Below are 16,039 nucleotides of genomic sequence, written 5' to 3'. Positions count from 1 at the left end.
GTCATTCTGTTTCGTTTATGACCATACGTCTCCTCTATATCAAGCGTCCATGTTCTTGCTTTTCTAAAATGAAAGGTTTCCGGAAAAGCCCGATTATGGTAGCCTTATCTTATCAGAAATTTCCAATAACCACCTGGACGGCAAAAACAACGGGACAGACATACGACTAGAAAATGGAGGATGTTAATGAAAAAACAACCTAGAACTGTTGAAAGAAAAATGGTTTATCTTTTAGCCGGATTAGCGCTTTCCCTCGGCATCTTACTTTTGCTTTCTACTTCCGTCATGAATCACTTACAAATCAATAATGCGGCCAATCAATGTGTGGAAATTGGTGGAAATCCGATTGTGGAAAAGGATTTGCTAGCCTTTAATTGGTCTTTTTCTTGTGACGTTGATTGAATGAAGAGGAGAGGTATTCACATGGAGGCAAAAACGAAGCAGCCCGCTGTGACCGCGGCAAAAAATTTTATCGGGAAGTACTTTACTCATTGCGAGGGAGCATTGTTGGCGGGCAGTGTTGTCAGAGGGGAAGCAACATCAGCTTCCGATTTGGATATCGTGATTTTCGATTCCCGCTATTCTGGTTCATTTCGAGAATCGTTTATGGAGTTTGGTTGGCCGATCGAGGCTTTTGTACATAATTTTCATACTTATAAGGCATTTTTCCAACAGGATATAGAGCGTGCCAGGCCATCCTTGCCTCGTATGGTTACAGAAGGAATCATTTTGAAAGACAGTTGTAGCTTGGTAGGTTCGATTAAAAAAGAAGCAGCAGAGCTTTTGGCAGCTGGCCCAAATCCTTGGACGGAGGAAGATTTAGAACGGAAGAGATACTTTTTGACCGATGCACTGGACGATTTTATCGGTAGTACGCTTCGCGAGGAAGATTTGCTGATTGCCAACACGTTAGCTCAGTTGACAAGTGAATTTTACTTGCGCGTGAATGGACAATGGGTCGGTGCTTCTAAATGGACCGTACGCGCCTTGCGGCAATATGACCCAGCTTTTACTGAGTGCTTTATTATGGCTTTTGAAACCTTTTATCGTGATAACAGGAAAGAAAAGGTCATCGAGCTGGTCGACCGTGTCATGGAGCCGTATGGCGGGAGGCTGTTCGCAGGGTTTTCAATAGGGAAAACAGAAAAATATTAAATAAGGAAGTTTGCTATTCCGTTTTGGTAAGAAATACAAAATGGCAGGTGCTGATCCCTATGCTCGCACAGACATCAAGTCGGGGAGGTCTGGTTTTGATTGTCCGAAAAAAGTTTTTCATCCTGTCACTGATATTGTTCTTGATTGTCTATTTTCTGAATTTGTCTTTCCCTCACGATATGCCTTTGGGCGAAGTGCTAATTTCTAATCTGGGTTTAACGGCCAGGTCTTCCACAGGGATTCATTATTTAGGAATATTGCTATTGGTTTTGTTCGCAAGCAGTTTGTTTTTCTTGAGCAATTCTTTAAAAAAGTACGAAATCCGATTCATCTTGCTGACCATTGTTATCCTGATATTCACTCCGCCGTTTTTTATCCATGCTTTTCAACGAACAATGGCTACGGGGATTTATGCACTGGATTATGAAAAAGAGCGGAGCAAGTGCGAATTTGAAATGCTGGATAAGACGCACTTGTCAGGAAAGTGCGAGCTTTTTTTCGTCAATTACAGCAGTGACCCTGTAACCTATCAGCTGACATTTACTGAACCGCCATTTGACCGTCCGCCGATGGTTTCCTTGATGAATAATCGTGCTCCTTATTCGATAACATTGCAGGGTAACGAAGAAAGATGGGTGGATTTGGAGGCCGAGATAGACACTTCCCGGATGAAAGAATACATTGAAAGCGGAGAAGCGAATGGTGTTGGCATCATTGTAAAGGATGGTGATCAATACAGGGAACTGTAAGAGTATCGTTTAAGTGGCAGCTGTTTCTTACAAGTAAGGTGAAGAAACAATTTGGCATGGTGGAAAACATTGAAGAAATGAAAAAGGTTATTGATGCAAAGAACTGCCAGTTACGCCATTCATCTTGACAGGCCTGATCTTCTTGTCGAAACCACCGAGGCTATGCTGAAAGGAAAGGGGAAATAGTGATGAAGACAGAAGGCGATATCATCCGTTTGATAGAGGAAGATAGCTGGATGATGGAAGTCATCCATGCAGCTGCAACACTTCATTTGCCGGATTGGTGGGTGTGTGCCGGATTTGTCCGGGCGAAAATTTGGGACACGTTGCATCAATTTAATAGGAGAACACCGCTTTCCGATATAGATGTAATTTTCTTTGACCCAGAGCACCCGGAAGAAGCGTACGAGAAGCAATTGGAGCAACAGTTATCACTCGTTCTTCCCGGTCTGCCATGGTCGGTGAAAAATCAGGCGCGGATGCATCTAATCAATGGACTTCCTCCCTATACGTCTTCGGTGGATGCAATGGCCAACTTTCCGGAAACTGCAACAGCAATCGGGGTGAAAATCAACGAGCTTGGAGATATGGTCCTTTCCGCTCCGCATGGAATAGAGGATTTATTAAACCTTGAAGTGAAACCAACGCCAAAGTTTCTCGATAAAGAGCTGCTAAAGGTATTTGACCAACGGATGGAAAACAAGGCATGGAAACAAAACTGGAGTAACGTAACCATTTACAAAGGGGGAGCTTAGTGAGTAGAAGGGATCAAGAAGTGATGGTTGTGATCGGCGCAGGAATTTATCGTAACAATCCAAGATGGATTCATACCCAGGAAACGGAACAGATGGACAGTTGGGATTCATTTCTTTGATTGTGGATGCAATTAAACTGAATCATTTGCGCTGAATAATGGAGATATACTTCAGTTAATAGGATGGCATATTTGCCTAAAAAGTAACAGGATTGATTAATAAAGAAAAAGAAAGGTTGGTTGATTTTTTCTTTGAAAATTGCCGTGTGAGCTGTCTGCAGCAAAAATGCTGCAGGCAGCTTTTTTAGTTGGATTGTGAACAGTAGAGCCCGAACTCTTGTTATTTAATCTAAATAAACTAGGTAATGAACAAGCAGTTGTGATAAGCACAAGATAAAGAAATGAGCGTTTAAGCTTGATTTCCTCTCGTTTTAATTTATAATATTAGTTAGATAATAATAATTATAAAATAATAAATCCTGTAAAGAGAGAGGGAGTGGTGGAGATGAGCTCCGAAGTTGTTCAGGCAGGGACGGCTAAAGAAAAAACAGCGTCTACTCCCATCAGCAAATTGGTTGATGGTTTGAAAAATCATGGTGAACTTGTTGCAGCCATCAGCAGTGGATTTCTGGTGTTGATTGCCTGGTCGTTGGAGGAGAGAATAACAGAGCCAATGTTTATCTTTCTTCATCTTGCGGCATTTCTGATTGGCGGATATGCAAAAGCGAAGGAAGGCTTGACTGAAACCATTCAGGACAGGAAGTTGAATGTCGAAATGCTGATGGTGTTTGCTGCAATAGGTTCAGCGGCAATTGGTTACTGGACAGAAGGAGCCATTTTGATTTTCATCTTTGCTTTGAGCGGGGCCCTGGAGACTTATACGATGAATAAAAGTCAAAAGGAGCTTTCAGGCTTGATGGATTTGCAGCCTCAGTCAGCGGTACGGCTTGTAAACGGAAAAGAAATGGCAGTAGCAGTATCAGAGTTGGCAGTGGGTGATCTTGTTCTCATCAAAGCAGGCGAAAGGGTACCGGCTGATGGAAAAATAAGCAGAGGAAACACTTCATTGGATGAATCGGCGATAACTGGTGAAGCATTTCCGGTCGGAAAACAGCAAGGCGACAACGTATTTGCGGGTACAATCAATATGAATGGCACCATTACGGTGGAAGTCAGCAAGCCTGTTGATAAGACGCTATTCCAAAAAATCATCTATCTAGTCCAGTCCGCTCAAAGTGAAAAGTCGCCATCCCAGCTTTTTATAGAGCGGTTTGAAGGTACTTATGTGAAAGCGGTCCTGATCGCTGTTCTATTAATGATGACGATTCCTCCTTTTATCATTGGTTGGAGCTGGCAGGAAGCAATTTATCGTGCGATGGTGCTACTGGTAGTAGCATCACCGTGTGCATTGGTCGCTTCCATCATGCCTGCGATGCTTTCATCGATTTCCAATGGTGCCCGCCACGGCATTCTGTTTAAAGGCGGCATCCATTTGGAAAAATTGTCCCGTTTGAAGGCAATAGCTTTCGACAAGACAGGTACCCTGACAGAAGGGAAACCTCACGTCACCGATGCCTATTTCCGTGACGACGATGTCAGCATTCTAGAAAACATCCGGCAGATAGAAGCGAACTCGAATCATCCTTTGGCTCAATCTATTGTAAGGTATGCAGAATCAAAAAAAGGGCATGCCACTTCTCTGCCGGAACAGGTCACAGAAGAACGCGGCCATGGTATAAAGGCAGTATTGGAAGAAACGAGTTGGAAAATCGGCAGTGCCGACTTCGTCGGAAGGGAAGAGGCAGCGGGATTCCGGAAAGGTATCGCCGACAGTCTGGCAGCGGAGGGAAAGACGGTTGTTTTTGCTGCCGACGAGCGAGGCATTGCTGCGGTGATAGCCCTAAAGGATACGGTCAGGAAGGAAACAGCGGCAGCACTAAACACCTTGCAGAAAAATGGCATTACGACCGTTATGCTGACCGGGGACAACGAAAAAACCGCTGCAGCAATAGCAGCGGAATGTGGAATCGATGATTATGCGGCAGGATGCCTGCCTGATGAGAAGTTAACGTATATCGACCGATTGAAAGACCGGTATGGAACGGTCGGCATGGTCGGTGACGGCATCAATGATGCACCCGCCCTGGCTACGGCTGATGTGGGGATAGCCATGGGGGCAGGTACAGATGTAGCCTTGGAAACATCAGATATCGTCTTGATGAAAAATGATTTAAGCAAGATCGCCGACGCCGTGTCGCTTTCCGGTCGAATGAACAGAATCGTTAAACAAAATGTTTTCTTTTCTGTCACAGTCATTCTGTTATTGATCATGACCAATTTCATACAGGTTCTCGACTTGCCTCTAGGAGTAATCGGCCATGAAGGCAGTACGATCCTGGTTATTTTAAATGGGTTACGGCTTTTGCGCTAGCAGGCAGTCTCTGTTGTCAGCTATTCCATACTTCATCGGCAATGTTTACGACGTGTCGCAATTTCGCCCATTGTTCTTCTTCCGTCAGCAGGTTTCCTTCTTCTGTGGAAGCAAACCCACATTGCGGACTCAAGCATAACTGATTTTTGTCTACATGCTCTGCTGCTTGTCGAATCCGTTTTTTGATGAACGTTTTGTCTTCCAAGTTACCGTGTTTGGATGTGACCAGTCCCAAGACAATTTGCAAATCTGAACGATTGACAAAACGAAGCGGCTCGAATCCTCCGGAACGGTCGTCATCGTATTCAAGAAACAGACCGTCTACATCCAGACCGCCGAAAATGATTTCCGACACAGCGTCATAACCACCGGAGGCGGCCCAAGTGGACTGATAGTTTCCACGACAAATGTGCATGGTGATTGTCAGATCATCTGGTTTGTCGGCAATCGATTCGTTGATACATCGGGCAAAAAAGCGGCTGAGTTCGTCTGGATTCTGGCCGTTTTCCCGTATACGCGCGCGTCCGTCTTCCGAGAAAAACAACGACCAGGAAGTATCATCGAGTTGTAAATAACGGCAGCCGGCATCATAAAAAGTTTTGATCGCTTTTTTGTAAGCATGGGTTAAGTCAGTGAAAAACACTTCCTGGTCTTCATAAGGGGGATACTCCAGTTTTCCGCGGAAATACAGCATATTCGGACTTGGTATCGTCATCTTGGCGGTATGATCCCCGGCGATGCTATGTAAAAATTTATAATCTTGGACCATAGGGTGCCCGCTGAAACCGACTTTTCCTGTGATTTTAATTCCGCGTGCTTTTGTTTTTGTGCCATGGAATTGAATCCCGCTTTCCGGCACGTAACCTTCCACCCCATCGAGTTGTTCCAGAAAGTCGAAGTGCCACCAGGAACGGCGGAATTCTCCGTCTGTCACAGCTTGAAGGCATGCTTCCTTTTGTTTTTCCACTACCCGGATAATCTCTTCGTCTTCCACGTATCGAAGTTCTTCTGTCGTAATTTCTCCATTTTGATGTTGCAAACGTGCCTGTTTAAGCCTTTCCGGACGCAGCAGACTGCCGACATGATCTCCTTTAAAAGGCGGGTTCTGAAGCACGTTTACAGCTTGATCAAATTGCTTTTTTTCCATAAAAATCTTCCTTTCAAATAGTGATTGAAAATAATTTTCTCAGCATTGTTGCTTTTTCGTAAAGAGGGATTTGCTCGATCTCTTTCTTTGAACAATCGCCAGCCTGCCGCTCCTGCACCATAATTATGAGCCTGAGGACGATTTCGGTTCGATGATATTCCTTGAAACACTAAGCCCCCCATTCGTAAAACAGAACGAAAGAAAAGGGGAAATCTTCTTTATCTGTTTAGAAGCGATCTCAAAACAAAAAAGAGCCTTCTAAGAAGAAGGCTCTTTTCATTCACATTCTCCTTATCTGCTAGACACGGATGTCTACTGGATTTAGCACCATGCCGTTCAGGCTGGTTGCTGAGGCGTCTTCGGGCCAGTCCCTTAACCTCTCTTGATAAGCAATGATTAAATTTTGAGATTGATTGTCATTAACCATACACCAAATCGTTCTGGAAAACAATAGTTTTTCCATTTTTCTTGGAAAGAAGAAAATGACTGCGCTTCCAAATTATTTTCGCTATAATGATAGAAGAAACAGACAAAAGAGGGGATGGAATGAAAAAGAAGATAGCTTGGATTGCTGGCAGTGTAGTTTTTTTACTCGCTGTGCTGCTCATTGGAGCCAGTAATTACTTTTATAACCAAGGCATAAAGCGTGGGGAACAAGTAGAACTTTATAGTGAAGAACCTGTGGAGCTGCCAAACAGCGAAACGGATCAGGAATTACTTGCAGAAGCACAGGACTGGTTTTCCGTCCAGAGCCTGGCAGAAATCGAAATGACATCCCATGATGGATTGAAACTGCGCGCTTATTATTTGCAACATCCTCAAGCTTCGGGTAAAGCGGTTATCCTCGCACATGGCTACCGGGGTTATGGTCAGCAAATGGGTGATCTGGCCAAATTTTATTATGATCATGGATTTTCGCTTCTTATGCCGGATGCCCGGGGACATGGGGAAAGTCAAGGAGATTATATCGGTTATGGCTGGCACGATCGCCTGGACATTAAGGGGTGGATTCAACGACTGATCGATGACTATAAAATGAAAAGCATTTTTTTACATGGAAATTCGATGGGAGCGGCATCAGTTTTGATGACCAGTGGAGAAGATTTGCCTTCTCAAGTGAAGGGGATCATCGCGGATAGTGGATACACGGATGCAAGCGAAGAATTATCCCATCAACTTCGGCACCTGTACCATCTTCCTGCTTTTCCCTTGATATCTCTCACCAGCGGGATGACTAAACTTCGGGCTGGTTACTGGTTCGGGGAGGCCTCGGCGATCGAGCAGGTCAAAGACAATACCCGGCCGTTATTTATTATACATGGAGACCAAGATGAACTCGTGCCAACCGAAATGGCGCATCGCCTGTACGAAGCGGCCGATAGTGAAAAACAGTTATGGATTGTACCGGGGGCGGGGCATACGGATGCTTACGCGGCTGCCACCGCTGAATTTCAAAAACGATTGGAAGCATTTATCGAATCGGCTCTTGGCATTTGAAAATGAAAGAATTTTCCTCTTTAGCGAAAGGCATCGTAGATAGGGGTGTTAGCGTTTTTGGCAAGGAGGAAATTTGAGTTGCTTCATAAAATTTATTTGAAACCGAACCGTCCAGGTAGTATAGTAAATGGCATAAAATCTGATAAGCAAGAGGAGAGTTTCATGGGCAGACATTCTAGAAAAGTAGAAATACTTACTGCTGCATCCAAAATCGTCAGCGAGCGAGGGATATTTAACCTGACTCTGGAAGCTGTAGCGGAGGAAGCAGGTATCAGTAAGGGAGGATTATTGTACCATTTTCCTTCCAAGGAAGCCCTGGTAGAAGGGATGGTTGAACATTTGACCAATAACTATCGGGAGAAAATAGCTAACAATGCAGAAATGGACCCGGAAGAAAAAGGGCAGTGGGTGCGTGCCTATGTAAACGTCACGTTTAATCAAGTATATCAAAATAAAGATATGAACGCCGGATTGCTGGCAGCAAAAGCAGTCAATGAAAAACTGCTTGATCCCATCCGGGAGCTGTATGCTGAATGGCAGCAAGAGATAGAAGAGGATGGACTTGATCCTGTAAAGGCAACCATCATCCGTCTTGCTTCAGATGGTATTTGGCTGGCGGAGTTGTTTGATATTTATCATATCGAGCCGGAGAAAAAAGCAGAGGTTTACAAGACACTATTGGAGTGGGCGAACGAATGAGGTCGCCCGCTTTTTTTATTCTTTTGTTGATTTGTGTTTCCTTCCGCTCCAGATATCCGCGAATTTTTATAGTCGCGCTTTTCATAAGAGAAGCCCCCATTAAAAGTTCCTTTCCTAACACGGCCTATCCTGTATTTATTCGTTCTTGGATTAAGTTTTTCATTGTCCGCCAGGTTCTTTACATCTAACGCTTCCTGAAGTCTTTCTCTCCTTCTGCGTATTTCGACCAATCAAAACAAATTTCAAAAATTTCTTCCCTCTCCTTCATCCCAATCCTGACAAGGGATTGAGCAGAAATTTTTCTATGAAAAAATTATATGAAACCCCTTACGTATGGATGATCGGTTTGAAAGATAACCGTCTGGATGGTATAGTTTAAATCGTGTTTTAAACCGTCCGGACAGTATAGTAAAAATCGAAAACTACGTTTGGGAGGAATCCTTCATGAATAAAGTTCTATTGACTGCAGCCGTTACCGGCGCAGGTGATACGACGAAAAAAAGCAAGCATGTACCTGTTACACCGAAAGAAATTGCAGAAGCAGCCATTGCTTCCGCGAAAGCCGGAGCCACAGTGGCGCATGTCCATGCTCGTGATCCGGAAAACGGAGGAATCAGTCATGATGTCGAGCATTATCGAGAAATTGTAGATCGTATCCGCGAGTCGGAAACAGATGTGATCATCAACATTACTTCGGGTGGGGGCGGAGACTTCATCCCTAGCCTTGACACACCGGCAGCCGGAGGGAACGGAACCGATATGCAAACCCCGGAAGAGAGACACGAACCCGTAGGAGAACTGCTCCCGGAAATGTGCACGTTGGACTGCGGCAGTACAAATTTTGGCAACATGGTTTACCTTAGTCCGACAGACTGGCTCCGCCAACAGGCAAAACTGGTTCAGGACAGTGGAGTGAAGCCGGAACTGGAATGCTTTGACACCGGTCACCTTCGTTTTGCTAAACAGCTGATAAGTGAAGGGCTGATTGACGGTGATCCAATGTTTCAATTTTGCCTGGGTATTCCTTGGGGAGCAGAAGCCGATATCGAAACCATGGCGTACATGAAAAATCGATTGCCGGAAAATGCTCATTGGTCCGCATTTGGCATTGGCAGAATGCAACTTCCGATCGCTGCTCAAGCAGCGATGCTAGGCGGCAATATCCGCGTAGGATTGGAAGACAATCTGTATTTAAGCAAAGGAGTTTTTGGCCGTAACGACCAGCTTGTCGAAAAGGCAATCACTATGCTGCATGGGAACGGAATGGAAGTAATGACACCACAAGAAGCTCGTGAGCAGTACGGATTGAGAAACCCGAACGGAGGGAGATAAATCATGAATAAGACAACAATAGCACCTAAAAAGTTCGCAGTCATTGGTACCGGAGTGATCGGTAACGGTTGGGTTGCCCGCTTCTTGGCTAACGGTCACGAGGTTGTAGCGTTTGATCCAGCCGAAGGCGCGGAAGAGAAAACACGCCGCGCAGTGGAATTGGCATGGCCGTCACTGGAGGAAATCGGTTTGGCTGAAGGGGCAACCATTGACCGCTTGCGCTTTGTGCCTACCATCGAAGAAGCAGTTGCAGAAGCAGACTTGATTCAAGAAAACGTTCCTGAACGGGAAGAACTGAAAAAAAGTGTGTTGGCAAGCATTGATCGGCATGCCAAAACAGATGCGATTATCGGTTCGAGTACTTCCGGCATTATGCCATCGACCTTGCAGGAAGGTTTGCAGCATCCTGAACGCCTCGTTGTCGCTCATCCATTCAACCCGGTATATATTTTACCGTTAGTGGAATTGGTCGGCGGAAACGCCACCAGTCAGGCAACAATCGATGCAGCGAAAGAAGTTTATGCTGCTATCCAAATGAAGCCATTGGTCATACGGAAAGAAATCGAGGGTCATTTAGCCGACCGCTTGATGGAAGCATTGTGGCGCGAAGCACTTCACATGGTGAATGACGGAGTGGCCACAACGGAGGAAGTGGATGCCGCCATCATATATGGAGCAGGTCTGCGCTGGGCACAAATGGGGCCGTTTATGACGTTCCATCTTGCCGGTGGAGAACAAGGTATGCGCCATATGCTTGAGCAATTCGGACCGGCATTGAAGCAGCCGTGGACAAAACTGATTGCACCAGAACTGACCGATGCGTTGAAAGAAAGGGTTATCGAAGGCTGTGAATCACATGCCGGTGATGTTTCTATTGCTGAATTGGAAAGCAGGCGGAACGAATTCCTCGTAAAAGTACTGGATTTAGTAGAGGATTACTGGCCGGAAACAAAAAGTATTGCAAAAAGAGGTGAGTAAAGTGGGAGACAAGCCGTTTCATTATCAAAACCGTGTGCATGATGAGTGGGTGGATTATAACGGCCATATGAACGATGCAGCTTACGCGAAAGCATTCAGTCAGGCCGTCGATGCATTTATCGTTGATATCGGGCTGGATGAGGAAACACGTTCCAGTTGGGGATATACCATTTTCACCTTAGAAACACATATTTGCTACTTGAAGGAAGCACATCGCGGTCAGGAACTGACACTTGACGTTCAGTTGCTGGATGATGATGCAAAGCGCCTGCATGTATTTTTCACCATGAAAAATGCTGAAGGTGATTTGCTTGCAACTAGCGAGCAAATGCTGATGGGAATCAATAGTGAACAGGGGAGGGCTGCTCCGTTCCCGGACCCAGTCGCTGCTGCCATCGATCGTCTGCGCGAGGCTCAGCAACAATTATCAATACCGAAACAAGCGGGCAGGCGCATTGGCATAAAACGCTGATCTGCCCCGCCCGGTGGTTTCAGGAGAGGAGAATGCTTGTGAATAAGATTGAAGTAAATAATCTGACCAAGATTTTTGGCTCCCATCCCCAACAGGGACTGAAACGTTTGAAAGATGGAGAGCAAAAAAATGAAATATTAGAAAAGACGGGTATGACTGTCGGTGTGAATCAAGCGACTTTCGCTGTAAAACCAGGTGAATTTTTCGTGATTATGGGGTTATCCGGAAGCGGGAAATCGACGCTGATCCGCTTGATCAATCGTTTGATTGAACCGACAGATGGAGAAGTTCTGATAGACGGGAAAGATATCACGAAAATGGATACCACGAGCTTAATCGAAACCCGTCGTAAAAAACTCGGTATGGTCTTCCAGAAATTTGGCTTGCTGCCACATCGGACAGTCTTAAATAACGTGGCTTATGGGCTGGAAATTCAAGGAGTCGATAAGCAGGAACGATTCGAGAAAGCCGAGAAAGCGATCGAAGATGTAGGATTGAAAGGTTATGAATCAAGTTATCCAGATCAGTTGAGCGGCGGAATGCAGCAGCGCGTGGGACTTGCCAGAGCGTTGGCCAACGACACGGATATTCTTTTAATGGATGAGGCATTCAGTGCGCTCGATCCGATTATCCGAAAAGAAATGCAGGATGAGATTCTCCATCTGCAAAACAAGCTCGGAAAAACGGTCTTGTTTATTACGCATGATTTGGATGAAGCGTTAAAACTTGGAGACAGGATTGCCATCATGAAAGACGGCCGGATCGTTCAAGTCGGAACCTCTGAAGAAATTCTTGAAAACCCCGCGAATGAATATGTCTCCAACTTTGTGAAGGATGTAGACCGGTCCAAGGTCCTGGAAGCGTCCCATGTCATGAAAAAGCCGGAAGTGCTGATGACTTATAAAGACGGTCCCCGTGTTGCCGTCCATAAAATGGAAGAAGCCGGAGCGTCGAGTATTTTTGTCGTAGACAAAGAGAAGAATTTCAAAGGGCTGCTGACCATCGATGACGCCATCCGAGCTTATAAAGAAAAAATCGATTTGGAAGAGGTATTGATTACGGAGATAGCTTCAGCTGCTCCGCACACACCGCTCCATGACTTGATCGGAATTGCCGTCGAGGCCAAATATCCGATCACGGTGATGGAAGACGGAAGGCTGTTGGGGATCATTTCCCGAGTATCGATTCTGTCGGGTCTGGTGCTCGGAAAAGAGAAAGATGAGGTGACTTCATCATGAACTACTTCCATTTCCCGTTAGAAGACTGGACGAATTCATTTGTGAATAATTGGCTGTTGCCGGTCATGGGTGGATTTTTCAATGCTATAAGCGATGTGCTGGGAGCTTTTATCGAAGCGGTCACCAACCTTTTGATTGCCATTCCACCTGAGGTGATCGTCCTCATTCTGATCGTGCTGTCCTGGCGGATTGCCGGCAAAGGATTGGCTCTTTTCACCTTGATCGGATGCATTTATCTAGGATCAGTGGAATTGTGGCCAGCGGCAATGCAAACGGTGGCGATCGTGCTCGTTTCGACTTTATTATCGGTAATCATCGGTGTTCCTGTCGGAATATTGACGGCTACCAGTTCCATCATGGACAAGATTGTCCGTCCCATATTGGATTTTATGCAGACATTGCCAAGTTTCGTCTATTTAATCCCGGCAATTCTTCTATTCGGCCTTGGTGGCGTTCCCGCAGTTATTTCCACCTTTATTTTTGCTACGCCGCCGGCTGTCCGCATGACGAGTCTGGGAATCAAACAAGTTCCGGAAGATGTGGTGGAAGCATCAAGAGCTTTTGGCACAACCAAATGGCAGCTTCTGTTTAAAGTTCAACTCCCGCTGGCATTGTCGACGATCATGGCCGGAGTCAATCAAACGATCATGCTTGCGCTGTCGATGGCTGTCATTGCTTCGATGATTGGAGCTCCAGGCTTAGGATCGACTGTCCTTTCCGGTATTTCCACGGTAAACGTCGGACTCGGCTTGACCGGCGGACTTGGAATTGTGGTCCTTGCCATCATCTTAGACCGCATTACGCAAGGATTAGGAAAAAGGTTTTAATGAATCTTAAGCCAGCTTTTATATACTGGCCGGATTCTAAAAATATAAAACAGGGGAGAGAATTAGCATGAAAAAACTTTTATTAGGTCTTATGGCCGCACTATTTGTAGCAGTGATTGCCGGATGTTCTTCTGACGATAAATCAGAGGGGAGCGGTGAGAAAGCAAGTGAGAGTAAAGATCAAACCATCACATTCGGGGTAACGCCTTGGACAAGCACAGTACCTCCGACCGAAATCGCAAGCTTGATTTTGGAGGATATGGGCTATACGGTAGAACAAACAGATGCCGATGTGGGCAGTGTTTTCATGGGACTTTCCCGCGGCGACATTGACGTATTCATGGATTCCTGGTTCCCGATGCATAAAGTTCATCTGGACAAATTTTCCGATTCTGTCGAAGATACAGCAGTAAGCTATCCAGAAGCTGAAACTGGTTGGGTCGTTCCGGAATACATGGAAGATATCAATAGCATGGAAGATTTAAAAGGAAAAGAAGATTTATTCGACAATAAGATGTACGGCATCGAAGAAGGTGCCAGTGCAACGAAAGAATCAAAAGAAATGATCGAAGAGTACGGTCTTGATATCGAGCACGTCGCTTCCTCAGAAGGCGGTATGCTGGCTCAGGCTCAACGTTTGATGAGTCAGGAGGAACCGGTCATTTTCTTTGGCTGGCGCCCGCACACCATGTTCAATAAATTTGATATTAAAGTATTGAAGAATGACAAAGGCTTTTTCGAAACGTCTTCTGTCCATGTTGTAACCAATAAGGATTTAAAAGAAAATGCACCAGAAGCATATGAGTTCTTGAGCAACTGGAACATATCGATTGACGATGTGGAAGAAATGATCGTGAAAATCGAAGAAGAAGACCAGGATCCTAAAGAAGTGGCACGTGAGTGGATTGAAAACAACCAGGACAAGGTAAATGAAATGACTGGTGAATAAGCGAAAAAGAGGTCTGTCCCGGCAGTTGCCGTAGCAGGCCTTTTTTCTGTGTGGAATTTAGGATAGAGGTGATAGCTTTGCCAAAAACAGTGCAAGTCTTATTTGAAAAAGATATACCCTGTCAGTTACGGGATGGTGTTACTTTATATGGAAATGTATATCGACCAGACGAGGAAGGCAATTATCCAGTTTTGCTGACAAGGCATCCATATAATAAGAATCTCGCCGATTTTTCTCACCGTTATGTGGATCCTTTCCGCTTGGCAGCGGAAGGTTTCGTAGTAATCATCCAGGATGTGCGCGGGCGTTTCTCTTCCGAAGGGGAATTCATTCCATTCATACATGAAGCGGAAGATGGGTATGATGCGGTGGAATGGGCTGCAAACCTACCATATAGTAATGGCAATGTAGGTATGTTCGGTTTATCCTATTATGGCTTTACCCAGCTGTTTGCCGCTGCGGAATCACCGCCGTCTTTAAAAGCGATTTTTCCAGCTCAGACCGGAAGCAGCTTGAAAGAAGATATGCTGTTCCGGCAAGGTGCGTTGGAATATGGTTTATTTGCAACGTGGATGCTTGATTCGGTTGCCCCGGATTTAATCCGCAGGCACAGGCCGGAAGAGTACTCCCGTGCCAGAAAAGAAATAGAGTCATCACTGCACCATATCAATGATTCTTTCCATCATGTCCCGCTATCCGAGTGGCCGCCTTTGATGAATCACGTTCCGGCACAAATCTTGTATCAGCAATTTATTACCCAGGAAATATCAGATGGAGCTAATGGCAAAGCCAATGTAAAACATCGATTATCTTCCCTTAAATTGCCCGCATATCATTTAGCCGGCTGGTATGACTGCTTTCTCGGGTCTACCTTGGAAAATTACCAGGAAATGTGCAAAGCCGGGGAAGAACAACGTTTGATCATCGGCCCTTGGGGACACGGCGATTTTTCTGCTGTTCAAGGGGAGCGGTTCTTTGGAGGGCATGCAGCGGGAGACTGGATGGATCAGGAAAGAGATATTACTTCCTTGCACTTGAACTGGTTTGAAAAATGGTTAAAGAAAACCGATTCTGTACTTGTCGAGGATGGCGCACCTGTACAATTATTTGTAATGGGTATCAATGAATGGCGGGAAGAATGGGAATGGCCGCTTGCACGGACAGACTTTATCCCTTATTATCTCCACAGCGATGGCAAGGCGGGATCGGAATCTGGTACTCTCTCGACCGTCAAACCACTTATAGAGCCCTCAGATCATTTCTTCTATGATCCGTCTCACCCTGTCCCGACTGTGGGAGGGAACGGCTTGTTTTATAATGGGGAGAATGCAGGTCCATGTGACCAGAATGTAGTAGAGGAGAGAGAAGATGTCCTGGTATATACATCTGAAGCAATGAAAGAGGCGATGGAAGTGACGGGGCCTATAGAGGTAGTGCTATGGGCATCGACCGATGCAATTTCAACTGATTTCACCGCAAAACTTGTCGATGTTTGTCCGGACGGAAAGGCTTACAACCTAACAGAGGGCATCATTCGAGGAGAACCCTTTTATGAACGGGAGACGGAGGGCACGTGTTATCGACTGGACCTGTGGGCCACCAGCAATGTTTTTCTTCCTGGTCACTCCATTCGCTTAGAAATATCCTCAAGCAGCTTTCCGCGGTATGACGTCAATCCGAATACGGGAAAAACTACAATTGATTCAAAAGAAATGTTTCCTGCCAATCAGGTTATCTACCATGACCGATATCGTCCATCGCACATTTTACTTCCGGTGGTTCCAACATAAATATAACCGGCAGTTGATCAC

At 45.4% G+C, this 16,039-nt stretch carries 15 protein-coding genes and 1 riboswitch; of the genes, 14 read left to right on the top strand and 1 reads right to left on the bottom strand.

The genetic code is table 11. The annotated features are described in order from the left end of the window. Positions 1-186: 186 nt before the first annotated feature. The 5 genes from F6X55_RS03890 (at position 187) to F6X55_RS03870 (ending at position 5,089) form a co-directional block, all read left to right on the top strand. Complete coding sequence (locus F6X55_RS03890; protein WP_153462047.1) at positions 187-402, top strand: hypothetical protein; 216 nt, start codon at positions 187-189, stop codon at positions 400-402. Positions 403-423: 21 nt separating this feature from the next. Further along, positions 424-1,155: a nucleotidyltransferase domain-containing protein gene (locus tag F6X55_RS03885; RefSeq protein ID WP_153462045.1), complete on the top strand. Its 732-nt coding sequence runs from the start codon at positions 424-426 to the stop codon at positions 1,153-1,155. 95 nt (positions 1,156-1,250) lie between these two features. Beyond that, the gene (locus tag F6X55_RS03880) at positions 1,251-1,904 is read left to right on the top strand and encodes a hypothetical protein (protein ID WP_153462043.1); all 654 of its coding nucleotides are present in this window, start codon (positions 1,251-1,253) and stop codon (positions 1,902-1,904) included. A 182-nt stretch (positions 1,905-2,086) separates the two neighbouring features. After that, positions 2,087-2,659 (top strand): nucleotidyltransferase family protein, encoded by a 573-nt coding sequence (locus F6X55_RS03875; protein WP_026571967.1) that lies wholly within the window; start codon positions 2,087-2,089, stop codon positions 2,657-2,659. Positions 2,660-3,163: 504 nt separating this feature from the next. Beyond that, positions 3,164-5,089, top strand: a complete 1,926-nt coding sequence (locus tag F6X55_RS03870; protein WP_026571966.1) for a heavy metal translocating P-type ATPase — start codon at positions 3,164-3,166, stop codon at positions 5,087-5,089. Between the two features lie 16 nt (positions 5,090-5,105). Here the strand turns inward: F6X55_RS03870 and F6X55_RS03865 are convergent, their stop codons facing one another. Further along, positions 5,106-6,236, bottom strand: coding sequence for a 5-methyltetrahydropteroyltriglutamate--homocysteine S-methyltransferase (locus tag F6X55_RS03865; protein ID WP_153462041.1), 1,131 nt, complete (start codon positions 6,234-6,236; stop codon positions 5,106-5,108). 288 nt (positions 6,237-6,524) lie between these two features. Further along, a riboswitch (SAM riboswitch) is annotated at positions 6,525-6,628 on the bottom strand. Between the two features lie 154 nt (positions 6,629-6,782). Between F6X55_RS03865 and F6X55_RS03860 the strand changes: the two genes are divergently transcribed. The 9 genes from F6X55_RS03860 (at position 6,783) to F6X55_RS03820 (ending at position 16,018) form a co-directional block, all read left to right on the top strand. Then, entirely contained in the window at positions 6,783-7,733 is a 951-nt protein-coding gene (locus tag F6X55_RS03860; RefSeq protein WP_026571963.1) for an alpha/beta hydrolase, read from the top strand. Between the two features lie 162 nt (positions 7,734-7,895). Then, positions 7,896-8,432, top strand: coding sequence for a TetR/AcrR family transcriptional regulator (locus F6X55_RS03855; protein WP_026571962.1), 537 nt, complete (start codon positions 7,896-7,898; stop codon positions 8,430-8,432). 444 nt (positions 8,433-8,876) lie between these two features. Next, complete coding sequence (locus F6X55_RS03850) at positions 8,877-9,764, top strand: beta-keto acid cleavage family enzyme (protein ID WP_153462039.1); 888 nt, start codon at positions 8,877-8,879, stop codon at positions 9,762-9,764. A 3-nt stretch (positions 9,765-9,767) separates the two neighbouring features. Then, entirely contained in the window at positions 9,768-10,742 is a 975-nt protein-coding gene (locus tag F6X55_RS03845) for an L-carnitine dehydrogenase (protein WP_153462037.1), read from the top strand. Between the two features lies 1 nt (position 10,743). Then, positions 10,744-11,214 carry a thioesterase family protein gene (locus tag F6X55_RS03840; protein ID WP_153462035.1) on the top strand — a complete coding sequence of 157 codons (471 nt, stop codon included), beginning with the start codon at positions 10,744-10,746 and terminating at the stop codon, positions 11,212-11,214. Between the two features lie 38 nt (positions 11,215-11,252). Beyond that, positions 11,253-12,452 carry a quaternary amine ABC transporter ATP-binding protein gene (locus F6X55_RS03835; protein WP_153462033.1) on the top strand — a complete coding sequence of 400 codons (1,200 nt, stop codon included), beginning with the start codon at positions 11,253-11,255 and terminating at the stop codon, positions 12,450-12,452. Next, a complete protein-coding gene (locus F6X55_RS03830; protein WP_026571957.1) occupies positions 12,449-13,279 on the top strand; it encodes an ABC transporter permease in 831 nt (276 codons plus the stop codon). Before F6X55_RS03835 ends, F6X55_RS03830 begins: the two co-directional genes overlap by 4 nt. 67 nt (positions 13,280-13,346) lie before the next feature. After that, on the top strand, positions 13,347-14,228 hold the full coding sequence (locus F6X55_RS03825; protein ID WP_026571956.1) for a glycine betaine ABC transporter substrate-binding protein: 882 nt from the start codon (positions 13,347-13,349) through the stop codon (positions 14,226-14,228). A 77-nt stretch (positions 14,229-14,305) separates the two neighbouring features. Beyond that, a complete protein-coding gene (locus F6X55_RS03820; RefSeq protein WP_153462031.1) occupies positions 14,306-16,018 on the top strand; it encodes a CocE/NonD family hydrolase in 1,713 nt (570 codons plus the stop codon). Positions 16,019-16,039: the final 21 nt, after the last annotated feature.

The organism is Sediminibacillus terrae, assembly GCF_009602435.1.
GTDB lineage: Bacteria > Bacillota > Bacilli > Bacillales > Amphibacillaceae > Sediminibacillus > Sediminibacillus terrae.
The sequence above is the reverse complement of the archived record's forward strand: the minus strand, read 5'-3'. Positions and strand labels throughout refer to the sequence as shown.

What these genes read in the sequence shown, in the direction of transcription:
- F6X55_RS03860 (WP_026571963.1), top strand. Translation starts at nt 6,783, where the DNA reads ATGAAAAAGAAGATAGCTTGGATTGCTGGCAGTGTAGTTTTTTTACTC.
- F6X55_RS03865 (WP_153462041.1), bottom strand. Translation starts at nt 6,236, where the DNA reads ATGGAAAAAAAGCAATTTGATCAAGCTGTAAACGTGCTTCAGAACCCG.
- F6X55_RS03850 (WP_153462039.1), top strand. Translation starts at nt 8,877, where the DNA reads ATGAATAAAGTTCTATTGACTGCAGCCGTTACCGGCGCAGGTGATACG.
- F6X55_RS03845 (WP_153462037.1), top strand. Translation starts at nt 9,768, where the DNA reads ATGAATAAGACAACAATAGCACCTAAAAAGTTCGCAGTCATTGGTACC.
- F6X55_RS03870 (WP_026571966.1), top strand. Translation starts at nt 3,164, where the DNA reads ATGAGCTCCGAAGTTGTTCAGGCAGGGACGGCTAAAGAAAAAACAGCG.
- F6X55_RS03830 (WP_026571957.1), top strand. Translation starts at nt 12,449, where the DNA reads ATGAACTACTTCCATTTCCCGTTAGAAGACTGGACGAATTCATTTGTG.
- F6X55_RS03885 (WP_153462045.1), top strand. Translation starts at nt 424, where the DNA reads ATGGAGGCAAAAACGAAGCAGCCCGCTGTGACCGCGGCAAAAAATTTT.
- F6X55_RS03890 (WP_153462047.1), top strand. Translation starts at nt 187, where the DNA reads ATGAAAAAACAACCTAGAACTGTTGAAAGAAAAATGGTTTATCTTTTA.
- F6X55_RS03825 (WP_026571956.1), top strand. Translation starts at nt 13,347, where the DNA reads ATGAAAAAACTTTTATTAGGTCTTATGGCCGCACTATTTGTAGCAGTG.
- F6X55_RS03855 (WP_026571962.1), top strand. Translation starts at nt 7,896, where the DNA reads ATGGGCAGACATTCTAGAAAAGTAGAAATACTTACTGCTGCATCCAAA.